This is a genomic window from Candidatus Methylomirabilota bacterium, from assembly GCA_035764725.1.
Lineage (GTDB): Bacteria > Methylomirabilota > Methylomirabilia > Rokubacteriales > CSP1-6 > DASRWT01.
On the sequence record DASTYT010000007.1, the window covers coordinates 1 to 17669 of the forward strand.

The 17669-nt window shown below is 71.0% G+C and carries 17 protein-coding genes; 9 read left to right on the plus strand and 8 right to left on the minus strand.

Annotation, left to right across the window (positions count from 1 at the left end):
* Positions 1–102: 102 nt before the first annotated feature.
* Together VFX14_00660 and selD are read right to left on the minus strand one after the other, a co-directional pair.
* Entirely contained in the window at positions 103–495 is a 393-nt protein-coding gene (locus VFX14_00660; protein ID HEU5188175.1) for a hypothetical protein, read from the minus strand.
* Between the two features lie 57 nt (positions 496–552).
* Positions 553–2826: a selenide, water dikinase SelD gene (gene selD, locus VFX14_00665; protein HEU5188176.1), complete on the minus strand. Its 2274-nt coding sequence runs from the start codon at positions 2824–2826 to the stop codon at positions 553–555.
* Here selD and VFX14_00670 point away from each other — a divergent pair.
* Entirely contained in the window at positions 2810–3973 is a 1164-nt protein-coding gene (locus VFX14_00670; GenBank protein ID HEU5188177.1) for a hypothetical protein, read from the plus strand. The genes selD and VFX14_00670 overlap by 17 nt on opposite strands.
* A 27-nt stretch (positions 3974–4000) precedes the next feature.
* On the opposite strand, the gene VFX14_00675 is transcribed toward VFX14_00670, so the two are convergent.
* The 3 genes from VFX14_00675 to VFX14_00685 are packed head-to-tail and all read right to left on the minus strand — an operon-like array spanning position 4001 to position 6852.
* Positions 4001–4378, minus strand: a complete 378-nt coding sequence (locus VFX14_00675; GenBank protein ID HEU5188178.1) for a VOC family protein — start codon at positions 4376–4378, stop codon at positions 4001–4003.
* A gap of 37 nt (positions 4379–4415) precedes the next feature.
* Positions 4416–4901: a TIGR00725 family protein gene (locus tag VFX14_00680; GenBank protein HEU5188179.1), complete on the minus strand. Its 486-nt coding sequence runs from the start codon at positions 4899–4901 to the stop codon at positions 4416–4418.
* A 49-nt stretch (positions 4902–4950) separates the two neighbouring features.
* Entirely contained in the window at positions 4951–6852 is a 1902-nt protein-coding gene (locus VFX14_00685) for a propionyl-CoA synthetase (GenBank protein ID HEU5188180.1), read from the minus strand.
* A gap of 71 nt (positions 6853–6923) precedes the next feature.
* Between VFX14_00685 and VFX14_00690 the strand changes: the two genes are divergently transcribed.
* From VFX14_00690 to VFX14_00705, 4 genes are all read left to right on the plus strand, one after another.
* Entirely contained in the window at positions 6924–7496 is a 573-nt protein-coding gene (locus VFX14_00690; protein ID HEU5188181.1) for a hypothetical protein, read from the plus strand.
* A gap of 67 nt (positions 7497–7563) precedes the next feature.
* Positions 7564–9162 (plus strand): B12-binding domain-containing radical SAM protein, encoded by a 1599-nt coding sequence (locus VFX14_00695; GenBank protein ID HEU5188182.1) that lies wholly within the window; start codon positions 7564–7566, stop codon positions 9160–9162.
* Positions 9162–11420, plus strand: coding sequence for an MMPL family transporter (locus VFX14_00700; GenBank protein ID HEU5188183.1), 2259 nt, complete (start codon positions 9162–9164; stop codon positions 11418–11420). Before VFX14_00695 ends, VFX14_00700 begins: the two co-directional genes overlap by 1 nt.
* A 14-nt stretch (positions 11421–11434) precedes the next feature.
* Complete coding sequence (locus VFX14_00705; GenBank protein HEU5188184.1) at positions 11435–12364, plus strand: FAD-dependent oxidoreductase; 930 nt, start codon at positions 11435–11437, stop codon at positions 12362–12364.
* A 24-nt stretch (positions 12365–12388) separates the two neighbouring features.
* On the opposite strand, the gene bcp is transcribed toward VFX14_00705, so the two are convergent.
* Positions 12389–12856: a thioredoxin-dependent thiol peroxidase gene (gene bcp / locus VFX14_00710; protein ID HEU5188185.1), complete on the minus strand. Its 468-nt coding sequence runs from the start codon at positions 12854–12856 to the stop codon at positions 12389–12391.
* A gap of 20 nt (positions 12857–12876) precedes the next feature.
* Here bcp and VFX14_00715 point away from each other — a divergent pair, with 20 nt between their 5' ends.
* The 4 genes from VFX14_00715 to VFX14_00730 all read left to right on the plus strand — a co-directional run bounded on the left by VFX14_00715 (position 12877) and on the right by VFX14_00730 (position 16215).
* The gene (locus VFX14_00715) at positions 12877–14118 is read left to right on the plus strand and encodes an MFS transporter (GenBank protein HEU5188186.1); all 1242 of its coding nucleotides are present in this window, start codon (positions 12877–12879) and stop codon (positions 14116–14118) included.
* 179 nt (positions 14119–14297) lie between these two features.
* On the plus strand, positions 14298–14906 hold the full coding sequence (locus VFX14_00720) for a histidine phosphatase family protein (GenBank protein HEU5188187.1): 609 nt from the start codon (positions 14298–14300) through the stop codon (positions 14904–14906).
* The gene (locus VFX14_00725) at positions 14906–15490 is read left to right on the plus strand and encodes a DUF3090 family protein (protein ID HEU5188188.1); all 585 of its coding nucleotides are present in this window, start codon (positions 14906–14908) and stop codon (positions 15488–15490) included. The genes VFX14_00720 and VFX14_00725 overlap by 1 nt, the downstream gene beginning before the upstream one ends.
* A gap of 20 nt (positions 15491–15510) precedes the next feature.
* Positions 15511–16215: an SCO1664 family protein gene (locus VFX14_00730; GenBank protein HEU5188189.1), complete on the plus strand. Its 705-nt coding sequence runs from the start codon at positions 15511–15513 to the stop codon at positions 16213–16215.
* On the opposite strand, the gene VFX14_00735 is transcribed toward VFX14_00730, so the two are convergent.
* Both VFX14_00735 and VFX14_00740 read right to left on the minus strand, forming a co-directional pair.
* The gene (locus VFX14_00735; protein ID HEU5188190.1) at positions 16212–16601 is read right to left on the minus strand and encodes an ATP-binding protein; all 390 of its coding nucleotides are present in this window, start codon (positions 16599–16601) and stop codon (positions 16212–16214) included. The two genes, VFX14_00730 and VFX14_00735, sit on opposite strands and share 4 nt — an antisense overlap.
* Positions 16523–17669 (minus strand): MASE1 domain-containing protein (locus tag VFX14_00740; GenBank protein HEU5188191.1); only part of this gene is annotated, 1147 nt, incomplete at its 5' end. The genes VFX14_00735 and VFX14_00740, both read right to left, overlap by 79 nt.

The window sequence follows — 17669 nt, forward strand, 5'->3', positions numbered from 1 at the left end:
GGGAAGAAGCGCGACAAAGACCGCAAGCGCAACCATCGCCGGCGTCAGACTCATCTGATCACTCGCTCCACGTGCAGGAGCCGTGATCTGCCCACGCGCGTGTTAGACGGCGGCGCCACTCGGCAACCATCGTGCGGCCGCATCGGCGCTGTCATCGGGCCGAGTGTTGAAGGCAATCGCCGCGCCCGGGGCGGCCTTGCGAACGGCGTTGATGACAACCTCGAAGATTGGCAGAAGACGGGGCGGCAGCCGGACGCCAGCGCCGATTACGACGCAGTCATACTTTGCCGAGGCGAGCTGCCGCTCCACCGTCGACCCAGCGGTCTCATCGGGCCTGATGAAGCTGACGTCCGCCGCCCATCCGCGCGAGGCAAACTGCCTCATCGCAACCTCGATGCCGGCATGAATCTTCTCGACGGTCATGCCTGGCGGTAGTGCAGGGTCGGCAAAATCTACGGTTTCCGGGTCGTAGCCCAGTAGAAGCACCCGCGTCATCGACCTCTCCTCCCTTGAAGCGTGATGTTGGGCAGCGCGGCGACTCACTCCAATGCTTCATCTGCCCGCGCCGGTACCGATTGCAATCACCTCGAACAGTGCCCCGTCCGCCCGCGGTGCTGTCACCTCGCCGATGACCGCCGCGTGGGACGCTCCCCCCGCCCGCAGCGCGCCTAGCGCGGCGTCGACCCGCTCCGGCGGCACCGCGAAGAGGAGGCCGCCGGAAGTCTGCGGGTCGAAGAGGATGTCGAGCGCGGGGTGGCGCTGCGCGGCCTCGGTGACACGGAGCGCGCGGCGCGCCTTGGCGTTCTCCGGATGGAAGGTGCTCCGGTTCCCGCGCGCGAGCAGATCGCCGGCGCCAGGCAGGAGCGGCAGCGCGTCGAGATCGATCACCGCCGAGCACTTGCTGGCCCGCAGCATCTCACCCAGGTGGCCCGCCAAGCCGAAGCCGCTGATGTCGGTGCAGGCAGTCGCGCGCTGCTCGCGGGCCACGCGCCCGGCCGCCGCGTTGGTGCGGATCATCGAGGCCTCCGCGGCCTGGATCCACTCCCCGCGCGCCCAGCCGCGCATGTCCGCGTAGAAGAGGACGCCGGTGCCCAGGGGCTTGGTCAGGATGAGCCGCTCGCCGGGCGACACCCCGCCCTTGCGCAGAAGCGCGTCGGGCGACGGCGCGGTGCCGAGGATCGCGAAGCCGACCTGGAGCTCGGCGCCGGTCGTCGTGTGGCCGCCCACCAGCGTGATCCCCTCGGGGTCGAGGGTGGCGCGGGCGCCCGCCATGACCTGGAAGAGCTGCTCCTCCGCACGCGCGGGGTCCGCCTCCGGCACTTCGACTGACGCCAACGCCCAGCGTGGTAACGCGCCCTTGGCCCAGAGATCGCTCACCGCGTTCACCGCGGCCACGCGCCCCACGAGATAGGGATCGTCGGTGAACCCGCGGAAGCCGTCCACGCTGGTGACGATCACCTCGCCGCGCTCGGTGGCGACGGCGGCCGCGTCGTCGGGCACACCGAGCCCCAGGACCACGCTGGGATCGGTCGCCGCGCCGAGCCGCTCCAGCGCGCGGGTCAGCGTGGACTCGCCCACCTTGGCCGCGCAGCCGCCGCACACCATGTCCGGATTGCCCATGACCGGCATGCGCGCGAATTCCTCCGCCAGCCCGCCGTCCTCCGCGAGCACCTGGAAGCGGCGCATGAAGCGCCGGTCGATCCAATCCTTCAAGCGGAAGACCCACGGGCCTTCGAACGACGCGCCCCACTTGCTCCCGATGGCGCTGCCGTCCCCCAGATTGAGCAGCGAGAGGAAGTCGCGCTGGGGATAGTAGGGCTCGAGCGGGTGTCCCATGAGCCGGGCGCGCAGGTTCGCGACCAGCACCGGCCCCTGGCGTACGGCGTAGACACCGGCCTTGGGCAGGCCGGGCGCGCCCTCGAGGCTCACGCAGTCCCCCACCGCCAGGACGTCGTCATGCTCGGCGAGCTGCAGGGTGCGGCGCACGCGCACGAAGCCCTTGGCGTCCGTCGCCACACCCGCACCCTTGAACAGGTCGAGGCTCGCCGCGCCCGTCACCCAGGCAACCGCATCGGCCGCCAGCGCCTCGCCGCTCGTCAGCCGGACCTCGTGCGCGCTCACCGATTCGACCCGAGCGCCGAGACGGATCGCGATGCCGCGGCGCCGGGCATTGTCTTCCACGCGGCGCGCCGCCCCCGCGCGATAGCCGGGCAGCACGCGCGGGCCCGCCTCGAGCAGGGTCACCGACGCCTCGGGCACGCCCGCGCGGGCGAGCCGTGCCTGGAAGGCAAAGGCCAGCTCCACGCCGCCCGCGCCCGCGCCGACCACGACCATCCGACAGCGCTTGCGTTCTTGCGCCCGCGCGATCAGCCCATCGACCATGGCCACGAACTTCCCGATCGGGCGGGTCGCCAGCGCATGCTCGCGGACGCCGGGCGTGTCGAGTCCGGCCACGGTCGAGCCCACGTCGAACACCGCCGTGTCGTAACGCAGCGGCGGCCGGCCGTCGAGCAGGATCAGACGCTCGGCGGGATCGAAGCCCACCGCGGCAGCATTGATGCAGCGGGCGCCGGCGCGCAGGGCGAGTGGCCGCACGTCGATCTCGAGGTCCGCGTGGCGGTACTGCCCGGCGACGAAGCCGGGCACCATGCCGGAATAGACAGCCACGGGCCGGTCGAGAACAACGGTGAGCCGCACGCCCGGCTCGGGCTGCATGGCCCAGGCGCGCAGCACCTGGATGTTGGCGTGGCCGCCGCCCACCAGCACGACGTCGTGGCGAATTCCGCTCGCTCCGGTCATCATGGGGTTCGTGACCGAGCGTATCACGGTGCTTCTCGTGGCCGCGGTGCTCGCCCTTGCCGCCGGCTGCGGGCGCGGCGTGAACTTCTCCCAGGATCCCGACTTCGCCGCCTATTTTCGCCAGCACCCCCCCGGCGGCACGGCCGCGGAGCCCGCGGATCAGGCGCTGCTCCGGCGCTTCCGCCCGCGCTTCATGCTGCCGCCCGGGCATCCGGGACTGATCGATTTCTACGTGGACTACATTCCGGAAGGCCATCTCACCGACGGCACCGGCCATCGCCTGCCCGGCCCGATGACTCGCGACGTGCTGAACGCGCACAAGAACGAGCCTCGCGCGGTGTTCGTGCACGAGCCGTCCGGGCGCCCGGCCACGGCAACGGTGTACGGACGCGTGGACCGCGAGCTCGTCACCTTCGAGACGAAGCCCTCTCCGGTGACGCGGCCCTTCATCTTCCTCACGTACCACGCGGTGTTCCGGACGTCGGGCCTTCCCGCGGGGCTCTTGCCGTGGCAGGAGCGACTGATCGGGCTGGTCGCGCCGCCCGCGGACTGGCATCAGCTCGACCACTTCACCTCGGCGACGCTGGCGCTGGACAGCGAGGGCGAGCCGGTGGCGCTCACCCTCCAGCAGCACCACTACATGCACACCTACCTCTTCGGACGCGACGTGGGCCTGCCGTCCGATGGGCGCGTGGTGCTCGACGTAGCCATTCGCTCCAACGAGCTCTATCCGCACGTGCCCGCGCGCACCACCCACCGGATGATCGCGACGCCGGGGGCCGTCTCGCTGCGCTATCTGATCTCGGGCGAGCGACGCGCGCTCCTGTCCGCCGACGACATCACCGAAGGCGTGACGGCGGCGGAGTACCGCCTGGAGTTCCTGCCCCCGAACGACGCGTTCTACATGTTCCAGGGCTTCCTCGGCAAGCGGCGGCGGCTCCCGGGGCGGAGCGGCCCTCCGGGCGCCAGCTACAACGTGCCGGCGGCGCTCAAGCCGCGCGGCCGGCAGATGCTCGCCTTTTACTGGCGCGAGGGCAATGCGGGCGACCTCGAACGGATCGACGCGGTGCTGGCCAGCGACCGCGGCCTCCCCGAGTTCGCGCGCGCACAGTCTGCGGTCTTCTACCACGACTGGCAGGCGATCCGAGCGGCGCCGGCGATCCGCACGCCGTGACGGCGGGGGTCGTGCCGCGGCGAGCGGCTACCGCTCCGTGGGGCCGGTACCGGGCTCGATCAGCTCAAGCCGGTTGCCGAAGGGGTCGGAGACGTAGATGCGCGCTTGGTCCTCCAGCGGATCGTCGGTGACCTCATAGCCGGCATCGCGCAGCGCGGCGGCCAGCTCGGACAACCCGGCCACCAAGAGGGCGGGGTGCGCCTTCCGCGCCGGCCGGAACTCGCCGTCGACTCCGAGGTGAATCTTGACGTGCGCGCTCTCGAACCACGCGCCGCCCCGCGCGGCCAGCGCCGCCGGCTTGGCCCGCTCCGGAATGCCGAGCAGCCCCGCATAGAAGGCCCGTGCCTTGGCCTCCTCACCGGCCGGCATTGCCAGCTGGATGTGATCGATCCCGACGATCCTCATGAGCGGTCTCCCGCCAGGCGCCGCACCCAGCGACCCATCAGACCAGCCAGCGCCGCGCGCCCGGCCCAGCCCGCCGCGCGGCGGCGAGGGCGAGTGCCACCGCCCGCTCCGCGCCGCGCGCGCGCACGAGCGGCACGCGGCGCCCCTCCGGCTGCGCGAGGCGCCAGGTACCGAGACCCACGACGGGCTTGCCGAGCTTGAGCGCCAGCGCGATCTCGGACAGCGTGCCGTAACGCCCCCCGATCGCGATCACCACGTCGGAGGAGCGGACGAGAATGACGTTGCGGGCCTGATCCATGCCGGTGACGATGGGCACCGTCACCCAGCGATTGGCATCGCGGGCCTCGAAGCCCGGCAGAAGGCCCACCACGGTGCCGCCGGCGCGCGCGGCGCCCCGCGAGGCTGCTTCCATCACGCCACCGAGTCCACCGCAGACGAGCACCGCGCCCGCCTCCGCGATGGCGCGCCCCATCCGCTCGGCGCGCGCGGCGGTGGCCCGCGAGCACGTGCCTTCGCCGATCACACCAACGTGAACGCGGGGACGACCCGGCCGCTTCACGCGCAGCGCGCCGTCAGCTCTTCTTGGGGTACCCGAGCGCCTTCAGGCATTCGGCGATCTCGCCGAGGATGGCGGGATCGTCGATCGTCGCAGGCGCGGTGTAGTCCACGCCGTCGGCGATGCGCTTCATGGTGCCGCGCAGGATCTTGCCGGAGCGTGTCTTGGGCAGACGCTTCACCAGCGTCACCACCTTGAACGAGGCCACGGGACCGATGCGCTCGCGCACCATCTCCACCAGCTCGCGGGTGATGTCGGCCTCGCTGCGCGCCACCCCGGCCTTGGTGACGGCGAAGCCCACGGGAATCTCCCCCTTGATCTCGTCGACCACGCCCACCACCGCGCACTCCGCAATGTCGGGATGCGCGGAGAGCACCTCTTCCATGGCGCCGGTGGAGAGGCGGTGCCCCGCCACGTTGATGATGTCGTCCACGCGGCTCATGATGTAGAGGTAACCGTCCTCGTCCTGATAGCCCGCGTCGCCGGTAAGATAGAAGCCGGGGTGGCGCGCGAGGTACGACTTCTCGTAACCCGCGTCGTTGTGCCATAGCGTGGGGAGGCACCCCGGCGGCATCGGCAGGCGAATCGCGATGCTGCCGATCTGGCCGCGCGGCATTTCCGTGTTGTCCTCGGCGAGCACGCGCACGTCGTAGCCTGGCACCGCCTTCGTGGGCGAGCCCGGCTTCACCGGCAGCATGCCCAGCCCCACGCAATTGGCGGCGATGGCCCAGCCCGTTTCCGTCTGCCACCAATGATCGATCACGGGCACCTGCAGCCGCTCGCGCGCCCAGAGGAGCGTGTCGGGATCGCAGCGCTCGCCGGCGAGGAACAGCGTGCGGAAACGCGAGAGATCGTATTTGCCGATGTAGTCGCCGCGCGGGTCCTCCTTCTTGATGGCGCGGAAGGCGGTCGGCGCGGTGAAGAGCGCGTTGACCCCGTGCTGCGCGATCAGCCGCCAGAACGCGCCCGGATCCGGTGTGCCCACGGGCTTGCCTTCATAGAGGATGGTCGTGCAGCCCTGGAGCAGCGGCGCGTACACGATGTAGGAGTGGCCGACCACCCAGCCGATGTCGGACGCGGCCCAGTAGACCTCGCCCGCTCCCATCCCGTAGACGTTCTCCATGCTCCACTTGAGGGCGACGGCGTGCCCGCCGTTGTCGCGCACCACGCCCTTGGGAATGCCGGTGGTGCCCGAGGTGTAGAGGATGTAGAGCGGGTCGGTGGCCGCCACCGGCACGCATTCCACCGCGGGCGCGCTCGCGACGGCCTCGCCCCAGTCGACGTCGCGGCCGGCCGCCATGGGCGCGCGCTCCTGCGGGCGCTGGAGGATCACGCAGCGCTCGGGCTTGGCGCGCGAGAGGTCGATGGCGCCGTCGAGGAGCGGCTTGTAGGGGATGACGCGGTTCACCTCGATGCCGCACGAGGCGGAAAGGATCACCTTGGGCTTGGCGTCGTCGATGCGCGCGGCGAGCTCCTTGGGTGCGAAGCCGCCGAAGACGACGGAGTGAATGGCGCCGATGCGCGCGCAGGCGAGCATCGCGATCACCGCTTCCGGCACCGCCGGCATGTAGATGATGACGCGGTCGCCCTGGCCCACGCCGAGCCGCCGGAGCGCCCCGCCGAAGCGCGCGACCTCGTCCTGGAGCGCGGCGTAGGTGAACGTCTTCACCGTGCCGGTGACCGGGCTGTCGTAGATCAGCGCGAGCTGCTTGCCCCGGCCGCGGTCCACATGGAGATCGACCGCGTTGTAGCAGGTGTTGAGCCGCCCGCCCGCGAACCAGCGGTAGTACGGCGGCCGGCTGTCGTCGAAGACCTTGTCCCAGCGCTTGTCCCAGTAGAGATCCGCGGCCGCCGCCGCCCAGAAGCTCTGGGGGTCCCGCGCCGCCCAGGCGTATTGCTCGTCGTAGGCGCTCTTCATAGGCCCCCACCCTACCCGGCGGCAGCCGCGGCACGCAAGCCCACCCGACGCCGCGTGCTAGCCTGGGCGGCGTGAGCGCACCGCGCTCCCTCATCGACGAGTATCTCCCCCAGTTCGACGTGGTGGAGCGCCACGCGACCGTCGTGCGCGCGGCGCCGGCGCGCGTGTGGTCGGTGCTCCGCACCGCGGACTTCGGCCGCTCGCTGCTCGTGGCCGTCCTGCTCGGGGTGCGCGGGCTCGGTCACCGCCGCGTCACGCTGACGCTCGAGACGATGCTGGCCGCAGGCCGCTTCGTCCAGCTCGACGAGCGGCCGGGGCGCGAGCTCTTGATCGGCCTCGAAGGGCGCTTCTGGCGGCTGCGCCCGGACCTCCGCACCACGGACGCGCGGCGCTTCCGCGAGCCGCTGAGCCCCGGCCTCGCCCGCGCGGCGTGGGACTTTCGCCTGGAGCCCCTCGGGGAGGACACAAGCCGGCTCAGCACCGAGACCCGGGTGTGCTGCGCGGACGCGGCCGCCCGGCGGCGCTTCCGCCCCTACTGGTGGCTGGTACGGCCCGGCAGTGGCCTCATCCGTAGGGCCATGCTGGCCGCGATCCGCCGGGCCGCCGAAGGGCCGGGCGAGACCCGCAAAAAGGCCCCGACATAGGCCCAAGGTCGCACCGAAGGCTCGTGGCACCGTGATAAACTCGGGTGGGCGTAGAGGCCCATCGTCGATGCGAACTCCCTATCGCGCCACTAGCGTTCGCAATATCCTCTGCGTCTTCCCGCGCTACACGCCGTCGTTCGGCACCTTCCATCATTCCTACGAGCTTTTGGGGGGCGTACGCGCCTTCATGCCGCCCCAGGGCCTCCTGCTGATCGCGAACTATCTCCCCGAGTCCTGGCCCGTGCGCTTCGTGGACGAGAACCGCCAGCCGGCGACCGCCGAGGATTTCCAGTGGGCGGACGTGGTGCTCGTGTCGGGCATGCACGTGCAGCGGCCGCACATCGAGGAGATCTTCGAGCGGGCCCACCGCTGGGATCGTCCCGTCGCCATCGGTGGACCGTCCGCGTCGGGCTGCCCCGAGATGTACCCCGACGCCGACTACGTGCACGTGGGCGAGATGGGCGATGCGACGGATCGCCTCATCGAGCTGCTCGACACGATGGAGGGGCGGCCGGACAAGCAGGTCGTGCTCACGACCGACGAGCGGCTGCCGCTGTCGTCGTTCCCCATGCCGGCCTACGACCTCATCTCGATCCCGGAGTACTTCCTGGCCAGCGTGCAGTTCTCCAGCGGCTGCCCGTTCACCTGCGAGTTCTGCGATATCCCCGCCCTCTACGGCCGCAACCCGCGGCTCAAGTCGCCCGAGCAGGTGATCGCCGAGCTGGACCGGCTGCGCACGGGCGGGGCTCAGTCCGTCTACTTCGTGGACGACAACTTCATCGCGAATCCCAAGGCGGCGGAGAATCTCCTGCCCCACCTGATCGCCTGGCAGAAGCGCCACCGTTACCCGCTCCGCATCGCGTGCGAGGCCACCCTCAACATCGCCAAGAGCGAGCAGATCCTCGCCCTCATGCGCGAGGCCGGCTTCGTCACGATCTTCTGCGGCATCGAGACGCCGGAGCCGGAGGCGCTCCAGGCGATGTCGAAGGCCCAGAATCTCCGGCTGCCGATCCTGGAGGCGGTGGAGAAGATCAACGCGTACGGGATGGAGGTGGTGTCCGGCATCATCATCGGCCTCGACACTGACACCCCCGACAGCGCCGACCGCATCGTCCGGTTCATCCGCGAGTCGCACATCCCCATCCTCACGATGAACGTGCTCTACGCCCTGCCGAAGACGCCGCTGTGGACGCGGCTCGAGCGCGCCGGACGCATCCGCAACGAGGCCGGCCGCGAATCCAACGTGGACTTCCTCATGCCCTACGATACCGTGCTCGGGATGTGGCGTCACTGCATCGGCGCCGCCTACGAGCCGGACTTCCTCTACGCGCGCTACACGCACCAGCAGGCGCACACGTTCCGCCATCGGCTGCGTTATCCCATCGACCCCCGCCGCCTCTCCCCCGCCAACGTGCGGCGCGGGCTCGGCATCTTCGCGCGCCTCTTCTGGCGTCTCGGCGTGCGCGGAAGCTACCGTCGCGAGTTCTGGCGCATGACCGTCCGCATGCTCGGGACCGGGCGCTTCGAGCAGTACGTGCACAGCACCGTGGTGAGCCATCATCTGATCGAGTTCGCCCGCGAGTCCCTCGCGGGGCTGACTGAGTCGTCGTTCTACGCTCCCGCCCCCTCGCGGACGCTCGCGGCCGCCTTGGACGCCGACGGGTAGTGCTCGCCGCCTGGGGCCGCTTCGTCCACCGACGTCGCTGGCCCGTCCTGCTGCTCTCGGCCCTCACGCTGCTCCCGGCGGCGTGGCTCGTGCATCGCGGTGGCCATTTCGACAACACGCCGCTGCCCAAGGCCACCGAGTCGGGTCGCGCCGTCGATCTCATCCAGCGGGAGCTGCCCAAGAAGCCGCCGTCCTTCGGCCTGATCCTGGGGCACCCGACCCTGAAGGTCACCGACTCCGCGTTCCAGGCAGCCGCCGACGGCGCGCTGGCCCCGCTGCGCGCCGACTCGCGCGTGGCTCGCGTGCTCACGCCCTGGCACGGCGCGACGCCGGTGAACGAGCGCGTGTCGCGCGACGGCCACTACATGCTCGCCACCGTGGAGCTCAAGAGCGGGCCGTCGGAGTTCGCCGCGTTCAGCCTGGGGCAAAGCGAGAGCGACGTGTACGCGGCGCTCCGTCCGCTCGTGCGCTCGGACACGCTGGAGGTGCTGCCGGTGGGCACGATGGCGCTCAACCAGGACTTCACCGAGACGGCGACGCGCGCGATACGACGCGCGGAGCGCGTCATCTGGCCGGTGGTGCCGCTGCTCCTGGTGCTGGTGTTCGGCTCGGTGGTGGCGGCGGCGCTCCCGCTCGGGGTGGGCCTGCTGGGCGTCACCACCGGCATGGCCGCGACCATCGTCCTCTCCTACGTCGCGCCGGTCTCGGTCTACGCGGTGAACGTGGTCTCGATGGTGGGCTTCAGCGTCGCCGTGGACTACTCGCTCTTCGTGATCAGCCGCTACCGCGACGAGCTCCGCGAGGGGCCCGACGGAGTGGAAGCGCTCGCGCGCACCCTCAGCACCGCGGGACGCGCCGTGCTGTTCTCCGGCCTCACGGTGGCCATCGGGCTCCTCGGCATGCTGTGCCTGCGCATCCGCAGCCTTGCCTCCATGGGCGTGGCCGGCACTGCCGTGGTCCTCATCGCGGTGGGGTTCGCGCTGACCTTCCTCCCCGCGCTCCTCGCCATCCTCGGTCCGCGCGTCGACGCGCTCCGTCTGCCGTATCTGCACCCCGACCAGTCCGAGCGCAGCCAGCGCATGTGGCACCGCCTCGCCACCTTCGTGATGGCGCATCCCTGGAAGGTGCTCATCCCCGTGGTGATCTTCCTCGTCCTGGTGGGCTCGCCGTTCGTGCGGCTCCAGCTGGGCGGGACCGACGCGAGCATCCTGCCGCCGTATGCCGAGGCGCGGCGCGGCGACGAGCTGCACCGCCGCGAGTTCATCACCGGCGACTCGAACCACATCGTGGTGGTCGTGCACGATCCGCAAGGGCGCCTGCGCACGGCCCAGGGAGTGAGCCGCGCCTACGACTTCGCGCAGTGGCTCGCGAAGCTTCCCAGCGTGAGCGCGGTGCAGGGGCCGGTGGCGCTGCACCCGCAGATCACGCGCGCCCAGTACCAGCAGATCTTCGCCGCCGTCCCGGAGCAGCTCCCGGAATTCATCCGCGAGGCGGTGGCCCAGACGGCGACCGACCGCCTCATGGTCCTGTCCGTCTCCACCCCCCTCCGCCCCGGCTCGACCGAGGCGCACGCGCTGGTGCGGCTGATCCGGCATCAGCATCCCGCGGCCGGTGGCGAGGTGCTGGTGACCGGGCAGAGCGCGGTGGATCTGGACCTCGCCGAGACCATCGCCCGCCACGCGCCGATGACGGTGGCGGTGATCGTGCTCGCCACCTACGCGGTGCTCTTCATCCTGCTGGGTTCGCTCCTCCTGCCGCTCAAGGCGGTGGTGATGAACGTGCTCTCGATCAGCGCCTCGTACGGGGCGCTGGTGTGGATCTTCCAGGAGGGGCACCTGGCGCATCTCCTCGGCTTCACGCCGGGGCCCATCGAGACCTCCACGCCTATCATCATGTTCTGCGTGATGTTCGGCCTCTCGATGGACTACGAGGTACTGCTGCTGAGCCGTGTGCGCGAGGAATACGATCGCACCGGCGACAACACCCAGGCGGTGGCGAGCGCGCTCGAGCGCACGGGCCGGCTCATCACCGGCGCCGCCGCCATCATGGCTGCGGTCTTCTTCGCCTTCGGCACCGCCGACATGGTGCCCATCCAGGCCATCGGCATCGGCATGGGGATCGCGGTGGTGGTGGACGCCACCATCGTGCGCGCGCTGCTCGTCCCCGCGACCATGCGGCTCATGGGGGAGTGGAACTGGTGGGCGCCCGCGCTTCTCGCGCGCCTGCACCGCCGTCTGGGCTTCGGCGACGGGCACTAACGTAGAATTCGCTCATGCCCACGACCCACGACGTCATCGTCATCGGCGGCGGCGCCGCCGGCTACACCGCCGCGATGTTCACCGCCCGCGAGCGCCTTCGCACCGTCGTGGTCGAGCGCTTCGCCTCGGGCGGGCAGGTGCTGAACTGCGAGCACATCGACAACTACCCCGGCTTCCCCGCTGGCATCGCCGGCTACACGCTGGGCCCGGCCCTCCAGCAGCAGGCCGACGCGGCGGGCGCCGAGGTGCGGATGAGCGAGGTGGCGGCGGTGCGTCGTGAGGGCGACGAGATCGCGGTGGAGACCGACGGCGAGCCCCTGCGCGCTCGCGTCCTCATCGTCGCGGCCGGCTCGCGCTTCGCCACGTTGGGTGTCCCGGGCGAGGAGGAATTCGTGGGCAAGGGCATCTCCCACTGCGCGTCCTGCGACGGCTCGTTCTTCATGGATCAGCCCGTCGCGGTGGTGGGCGGCGGCGACGCCGCGGTGGACGAGGCGACCCATCTGACCCAGTACGCCTCGCAGGTGACGGTGATTCACCGCCGCGACACCTTGCGCGCGGCCGCCGCGCTCCAGGAGCGCGCCCGCGCCAACGGGAAGATCCGCTTCCGGTGGAACGCGGCGGTGCGCGCCATCGAGGGCGCGGAGGGCGTGCAGCGCCTCCTCGTGGAGGACCTCGCCACCGGCGCACGCGAGCCGCTGGCGGTGAGCGGCGTCTTCATCTACGCGGGGCTCACGCCCAACACCGAGTTCCTGGGGAGCCTGGTCCCGCTCGCCGAGACCGGCCAGATCGTCACCGATCTCGAGATGCGCACCGCGGTACCCGGCATCCTCGCCGCGGGCGACGTGCGCGCGGCGTCCGCGCGCCTCCTGGTGGCTTCGGCGGGTGACGGCGCCACCGCCGCCCGGGCCGCCGTCCGCTATCTCCGTTCTGGGGCCTGGCGCTAGGGTGCCGGGCGAGCGCGAGCCGGGCTAGAGCCCCTGCACCGCCGCCAGCACCGCGGCGGCGTGTCCGTCCACCTTCACGTTATCCCAGCGCTTGACGATCTTGCCGTCGGGCCCGATGAGAAAGGTCGTGCGGGCGATGCCCATGAACTGCCGCCCGTAGAGCGACTTCTTCTGCCAGACGCCGTACTTCTCCGCGACCGCGTGGTCGGCATCCGCCAGCAGCGGGAACGTGAGCCCGTGCTTCTTGGCGAACTTGGCCTTGCTCGCGGCGTCGAGGATCGAGACGCCGAGCACCGCCGCCTTGGACCGGCCGAACTTCGGGAGATGGTCCCGGAAGTCACACGCCTCCTTGGTACAGCCGGGCGTGTCGTCCTTCGGATAGAAGTACAGGATCAGTGGCTGCCCCGCGTAGTCCTTGAGGCGATGAATCGTGCCCGTCTGATCCTCGAGCGCGAACGCAGGGGCCTTGTCGCCGGCATCGGGGGTCGCCATGGTCTCTGTATAATGCCACGGTGACCGCGCTCCGGCAGTTCCTCGCGCAGAGCCGCGCCGTCCAGGTCCTCCTCGTCAACGAGCTCACGATCTTCCTCTCGTTCTACATGCTCTACCCCTACCTCGCCGTCTATTTCCGCGAGACGCTCGGCTTCTCGGCGTGGATGGTCGGGCTCGTCCTCGGCATCCGCGTGCTGAGCCAGCAGGGTCTGAACGTCATCGGCGGCACGCTCGCCGATCGCCTCGGCTACAAGCCCCTGATCATCGCGGGCCTCACGCTCCGCGCGGCGGGCTTCGCGCTCTTTGGCTTCGTGGACTCGCTGACCGGCACGTTGGTCGCGGCGATCCTGACCGGCCTCGCCGGCGCGCTCTTCGGCCCCGCCCTGCGCGCCTACCTCGCCACGGAGTCGCCGGGCCGCCGCGCCGAGGTGTTCGCCCTCGCCAATCTCGCCGGTCAGATCGGCACGCTGCTGGGCCCGCCGGTGGGCGTGGCGCTGCTGGCCTTCTCGTTCCGGCTGGTCTGCGTGGCCGCGGGCGTGATCTTCCTGGGATTGATGCTGCTGCAGTTCCGCTATCTCCCGCGCCGCGTGGATCTCCTCGCCGAGGGACCCCGCCCCGTGCTGCGCGACTGGAGCGAGGTGCTGGCCAATCGCGGGTTTCTCCTCTTCGCGGCGGTGATGCTGGCCTATTCGGTGCTGCTGAGCCAGATGTACCTCACGCTCCCACTGGAGGCGCGGCGCGCCACCGGCAGCGACATGGCCGTCGGCTCGCTGTTCGTGCTCTCCTCCATCCTCGCCATCGTGGGTCAGGTGCGTGTCACCGCGTGGTGCGAGGCGCGCTACCGCCCGCCCGAAGCGGTGGCGCTGGGGCTGGCGCTGATGACGGTGGGCTTCGCCGCGCCCCTGGTCTCCGCGCTCGCGGGCTACGTCGAGCCGGGCGGCCGGGCGGCGCCCACGCTGGGAGGCCTCGGCCCCACGCTCGTGGCGATGACGTTCCTCACCCTGGGTGCCATGGTGGCGAGCCCGTTCGCGATGGCCATGGTCCCGCGCTTCGGTCGCGACCGGCTCATCGCGACCTACTTCGGCTTCTACGCGATGGCCGGCGGTATCGGCAGCACGCTGGGCAATGCGCTGGTGGGCGCGGCGCTGGATGCGCAGTCACGGCCGGGGCTGGTCGGCCTGCCGTGGGGCTTCATGCTGGCGTTGGGCGCGGGGGCGGTGGTGACGTTGCGACATCTCGACCGCCGCGGGCTCCTCACCTGAAGGTACACGCTCGGCCGTCCGACGCGGCGCGGGCGCGACCGCGGACGCTTGCGCGGGCCCGGCGCGCGGTCTACCATCACGCTCACGCTCGGCGGAGCAGGCCGTCCGCCGCCCCGGAGAACACGGTCATCATTCGTAAGGTCGGCATTCGCAAGCGCCGCCAGCCCATCATCACGCGCGTGCTGCTGGTGCGCCACGGCCGCACGCCCACGACGGGCTCGGTGCTGCCGGGGCGCGCACCCGGCCTGCATCTCGCCGAAGACGGCAAGAAGGAAGCGGCCGCGACGGCGGACCGCATCGCCGCCCTCAAGGCGGTGGCTGCGGTCTATGCGTCGCCGCTCGAGCGCGCGCAGGAGACGGCCGACATCATCGCGGCGCGGCGGGGGCTCGTCGTGCTCACCGAGCCCGGCCTGCTCGAATGTGACATCGGCGACTGGACGGGCTGGGAGATTGCGAAGGCCGCGAAAACGCCGGAGTGGGCCACAGTGCAGCGCTATCCGAGTGGCTTTCGCTTCCCCGGCGGCGAGTCGTTCGTGGAGATCCAGACGCGCATGACGACGACAATCGCCGCCCTCGTGGCGCGGCATCCGGGCGACACGGTGGTCGCGGTGTCCCACGCCGACCCCATCAAGACTGCGGTGGCGCACGCCCTCGGTACGCCACTTGACCTCTTCCAGCGCATCATGATCGCCACCGCTTCGATCAGCGCAATCGCCTACGGGCGCACCGGCCCCGCCGTGCTCACGGTGAACTTCACCGGCGGTGAGCTCGCCAGCTTGGTGGGCTGATGGCCTCCGCCTCCTACGACTTCGAGGCGCCCGACTTCTTCACCACCGGCACGGTGGGCCCCTCGGGCCGCCGCGTGTTCTATCTCCAGGCGCGCGAGGGCGGCCGCGTGGTCACGCTCAAGCTCGAGAAGGAGCAGATCGGCGCGCTGGGGGAGTATCTTGCCAAGCTGCTCGCGGATCTGCCCAAGCCGGGCCCACTGCCGACGGACATGGCGCTGCTCGAGCCGGTGCAGGAGGCGTGGGTGGTCGGCTCGCTCGGCGTGGCCTACGACGAGAGCGCGGACCGCATCCTCATCGTCGCCGAGGAGCTGACGGAGGAAGCGGAGGACGACGAGGAGGAAGAAGAAGAGGGCGAGGAGGCGGTGGAGACCGAGGCGGAGCCCGAGGGCGCGGCGGAAGCCGTGGAGGAGGCCTCGGACACCGCCAAGGCGCGCTTCCGCCTCACGCGCCCCCAGGCCGCGGCCTTCGTGGAGCGCGCCCGTGCCCTCGTGCAGGCGGGGCGGCCCATCTGCCGCACGTGCGGCCTACCTATCGATCCCGACGGCCATCCATGCCCGGGCACCAACGGGCACGTCCGCCACTGACTCCGCCCACCGCGCGCGACATGTCCCCGGGGCCCACGGCCCTCGACCTCCTGAGCCGCGGCACCATCGAGGTCAAGGGGCGCATGCCCGGCGCGTCGAACGTGACGCTCCTCGTGGAGTGCGCGCTCGGCAAGGACACCGCGCTCGCCATCTACAAGCCGCGGCGGGGCGAGCGCCGGCTCTGGGACTTTCCGCCGGGCCTCTGGAAGCGCGAGCTGGCGGCCTATCTCCTCTCGGAGGCGCTCGGCTGGGGGATCGTGCCGCTCACGGTTTCGCGCGACGGGCCGCACGGTGAAGGGTCGCTTCAGCTCTTCGTCCACGCCGACTTCGAGCAGCACTACTTCAGCCTGATGGAGGACGCGGCGCACCACCACACGCTCCGCCGCATCTGTCTCTTCGACCTCCTCACCAACAATGCCGACCGCAAGAGCGGCCATTGCCTCCTCGGGCCGGAGGGGCGCATTTTCGCCATCGACAACGGGCTGATCCTCCACGTGGATCCCAAGCTCCGCACCGTGATCTGGGACTTCGCGGGCGAGCCGATTCCCGCGCCGCTCCTGGCCGATCTCAAGCGCCTGATCAAGGAGGGGCTTCCGGGGCCGCTCGGCAATCTCGTGATCCCGGAGGAGTGCCAGGCGCTGCTCGCTCGCGCCCGCGCCCTGACGAGGATGGCGGCGTTCCCCGCCGACCCCTCCGGCATGCGGTATCCCTGGCCGCTCGTCTAGACCTTCTCCGGCCCCGGCAGCGTGAAATGAAAGCTGGCGCCACCCTCCGGATTGTTCTCCGCCCAGAGCGTGCCGCCGTGAGCACGGATGATCGTCCGACACACCGCGAGCCCGAGCCCCATGCCATCCGCGCGTGACGTGACGAACGGCTCGAAGATGCGCGCGAAATCGTCCGGCGGGATGCCGCGGCCGCGATCCGCGACCGTCACCTGCACCCCGTCACCGGCGGCTACCAACGTCCGCACGAGAAGCCGCCGACCCGAGCCCGCGCCCGCGGCCATGGCGTGGCAGGCATTGGCGATCAGGTTCAGCAGCACCTGCTGGAGCTGCACGTCGTCGCCGCGGACGGGCGGCAGCGCGGCGGTGAGGTGCGTCTCGAGCTCCACGTCTGCACGCACCAGCTCGCCATGGGCGAGAGGGATGACTCCGCGCACCAGCTCGTTGACGTCGGTGGGCTCCCGGCGCACCTCGCCTTTATTGAACACATGCTGGAGCCGCTCGATGATCTCGGCGGCCCGCTGATTGTCGGCCACGATGTCGTCGAGGATGGCGCGCATCTCGCCCCGCCCGGTGCCGTTCGGCTCGAGCACCCGCTGGGCGGCCCGCGCGTTGACGAGGATGGCGGTGAGCGGCTGGCGCAGCTCGTGCGCGAGCGAGCCCGACAGCTCGCCGAGCGCGGCGATGCGCGCGAGATGGGCCAGCTCGTCGCGCTGCCGTGCACCTGCTGCTCGACCTGATGACTGCGCGTGACGTCGCGCGAGACGCCGCGCAGCCGTGTGGGCCGGCCACTGGCGTCGAACTCCACGCGGCCGATCGATGCCACCCAGCGCGTCGTCTCATCCGCCAGGACGATGCGGTAGGTGCTCTCGAAGTCGCCCGACCCGCCCATGGCCCGTGACAGGGCGACGCCGACTTCGCGCCGATCGTCGGGATGGATCAGTCGGATGAAGCCGCCGAAGCTGATGGGCGCGAGGGCCCCGAGATCGATCCGCCCCGTCCGCGTGTACCACACCTGATCGCGCACGATGTCCCAGTCCCAGAGGCCGAGCTCGGCGGCCGTGGCGGCGAGGCTCGTGCGCTCCTGGCTCTCCCGCAGCGATTGCTCGACGGCGCTGCGCTGCTCGCCGAGGATGGCAATCAGGTACAGCGGGACGGCCCGCAGCAGGAGGAAATGCTGGAGCGCGAGCGCGGTGTCGGCGGCCGACTGCCCGGTGAACGGGCCGCGGCCCTCGAGGGCAGCCTCGACGGCCAGGCCGGCGAAGAGCACGATGGCGCCCGACGCGCCGGCCATGCCGAAGCGAATGGCCGCCCAGAAGAGCAGCGGCACCGGCGCGTAGAAGCGCGGCTCGGAGAAGCCGCTGTAGGCGGATGATGTATCGAAGGCGAGATAGCCCGTGACGAGCAGCCCCACGCCCACCAGGGCGGCCTCCGCCCAGCGCGCGCCGGAGGGGGTC

Excerpts from the sequence above, each read along its gene's own strand:
- VFX14_00685 (HEU5188180.1), bottom strand. The coding sequence starts at position 6,852 with ATGAAGAGCGCCTACGACGAGCAATACGCCTGGGCGGCGCGGGACCCC.
- VFX14_00660 (HEU5188175.1), bottom strand. The coding sequence starts at position 495 with ATGACGCGGGTGCTTCTACTGGGCTACGACCCGGAAACCGTAGATTTT.
- VFX14_00725 (HEU5188188.1), top strand. The coding sequence starts at position 14,906 with ATGGCCTCCGCCTCCTACGACTTCGAGGCGCCCGACTTCTTCACCACC.
- VFX14_00675 (HEU5188178.1), bottom strand. The coding sequence starts at position 4,378 with ATGAGGATCGTCGGGATCGATCACATCCAGCTGGCAATGCCGGCCGGT.
- bcp (HEU5188185.1), bottom strand. The coding sequence starts at position 12,856 with ATGGCGACCCCCGATGCCGGCGACAAGGCCCCTGCGTTCGCGCTCGAG.
- VFX14_00705 (HEU5188184.1), top strand. The coding sequence starts at position 11,435 with ATGCCCACGACCCACGACGTCATCGTCATCGGCGGCGGCGCCGCCGGC.
- VFX14_00695 (HEU5188182.1), top strand. The coding sequence starts at position 7,564 with ATGCGAACTCCCTATCGCGCCACTAGCGTTCGCAATATCCTCTGCGTC.
- VFX14_00730 (HEU5188189.1), top strand. The coding sequence starts at position 15,511 with ATGTCCCCGGGGCCCACGGCCCTCGACCTCCTGAGCCGCGGCACCATC.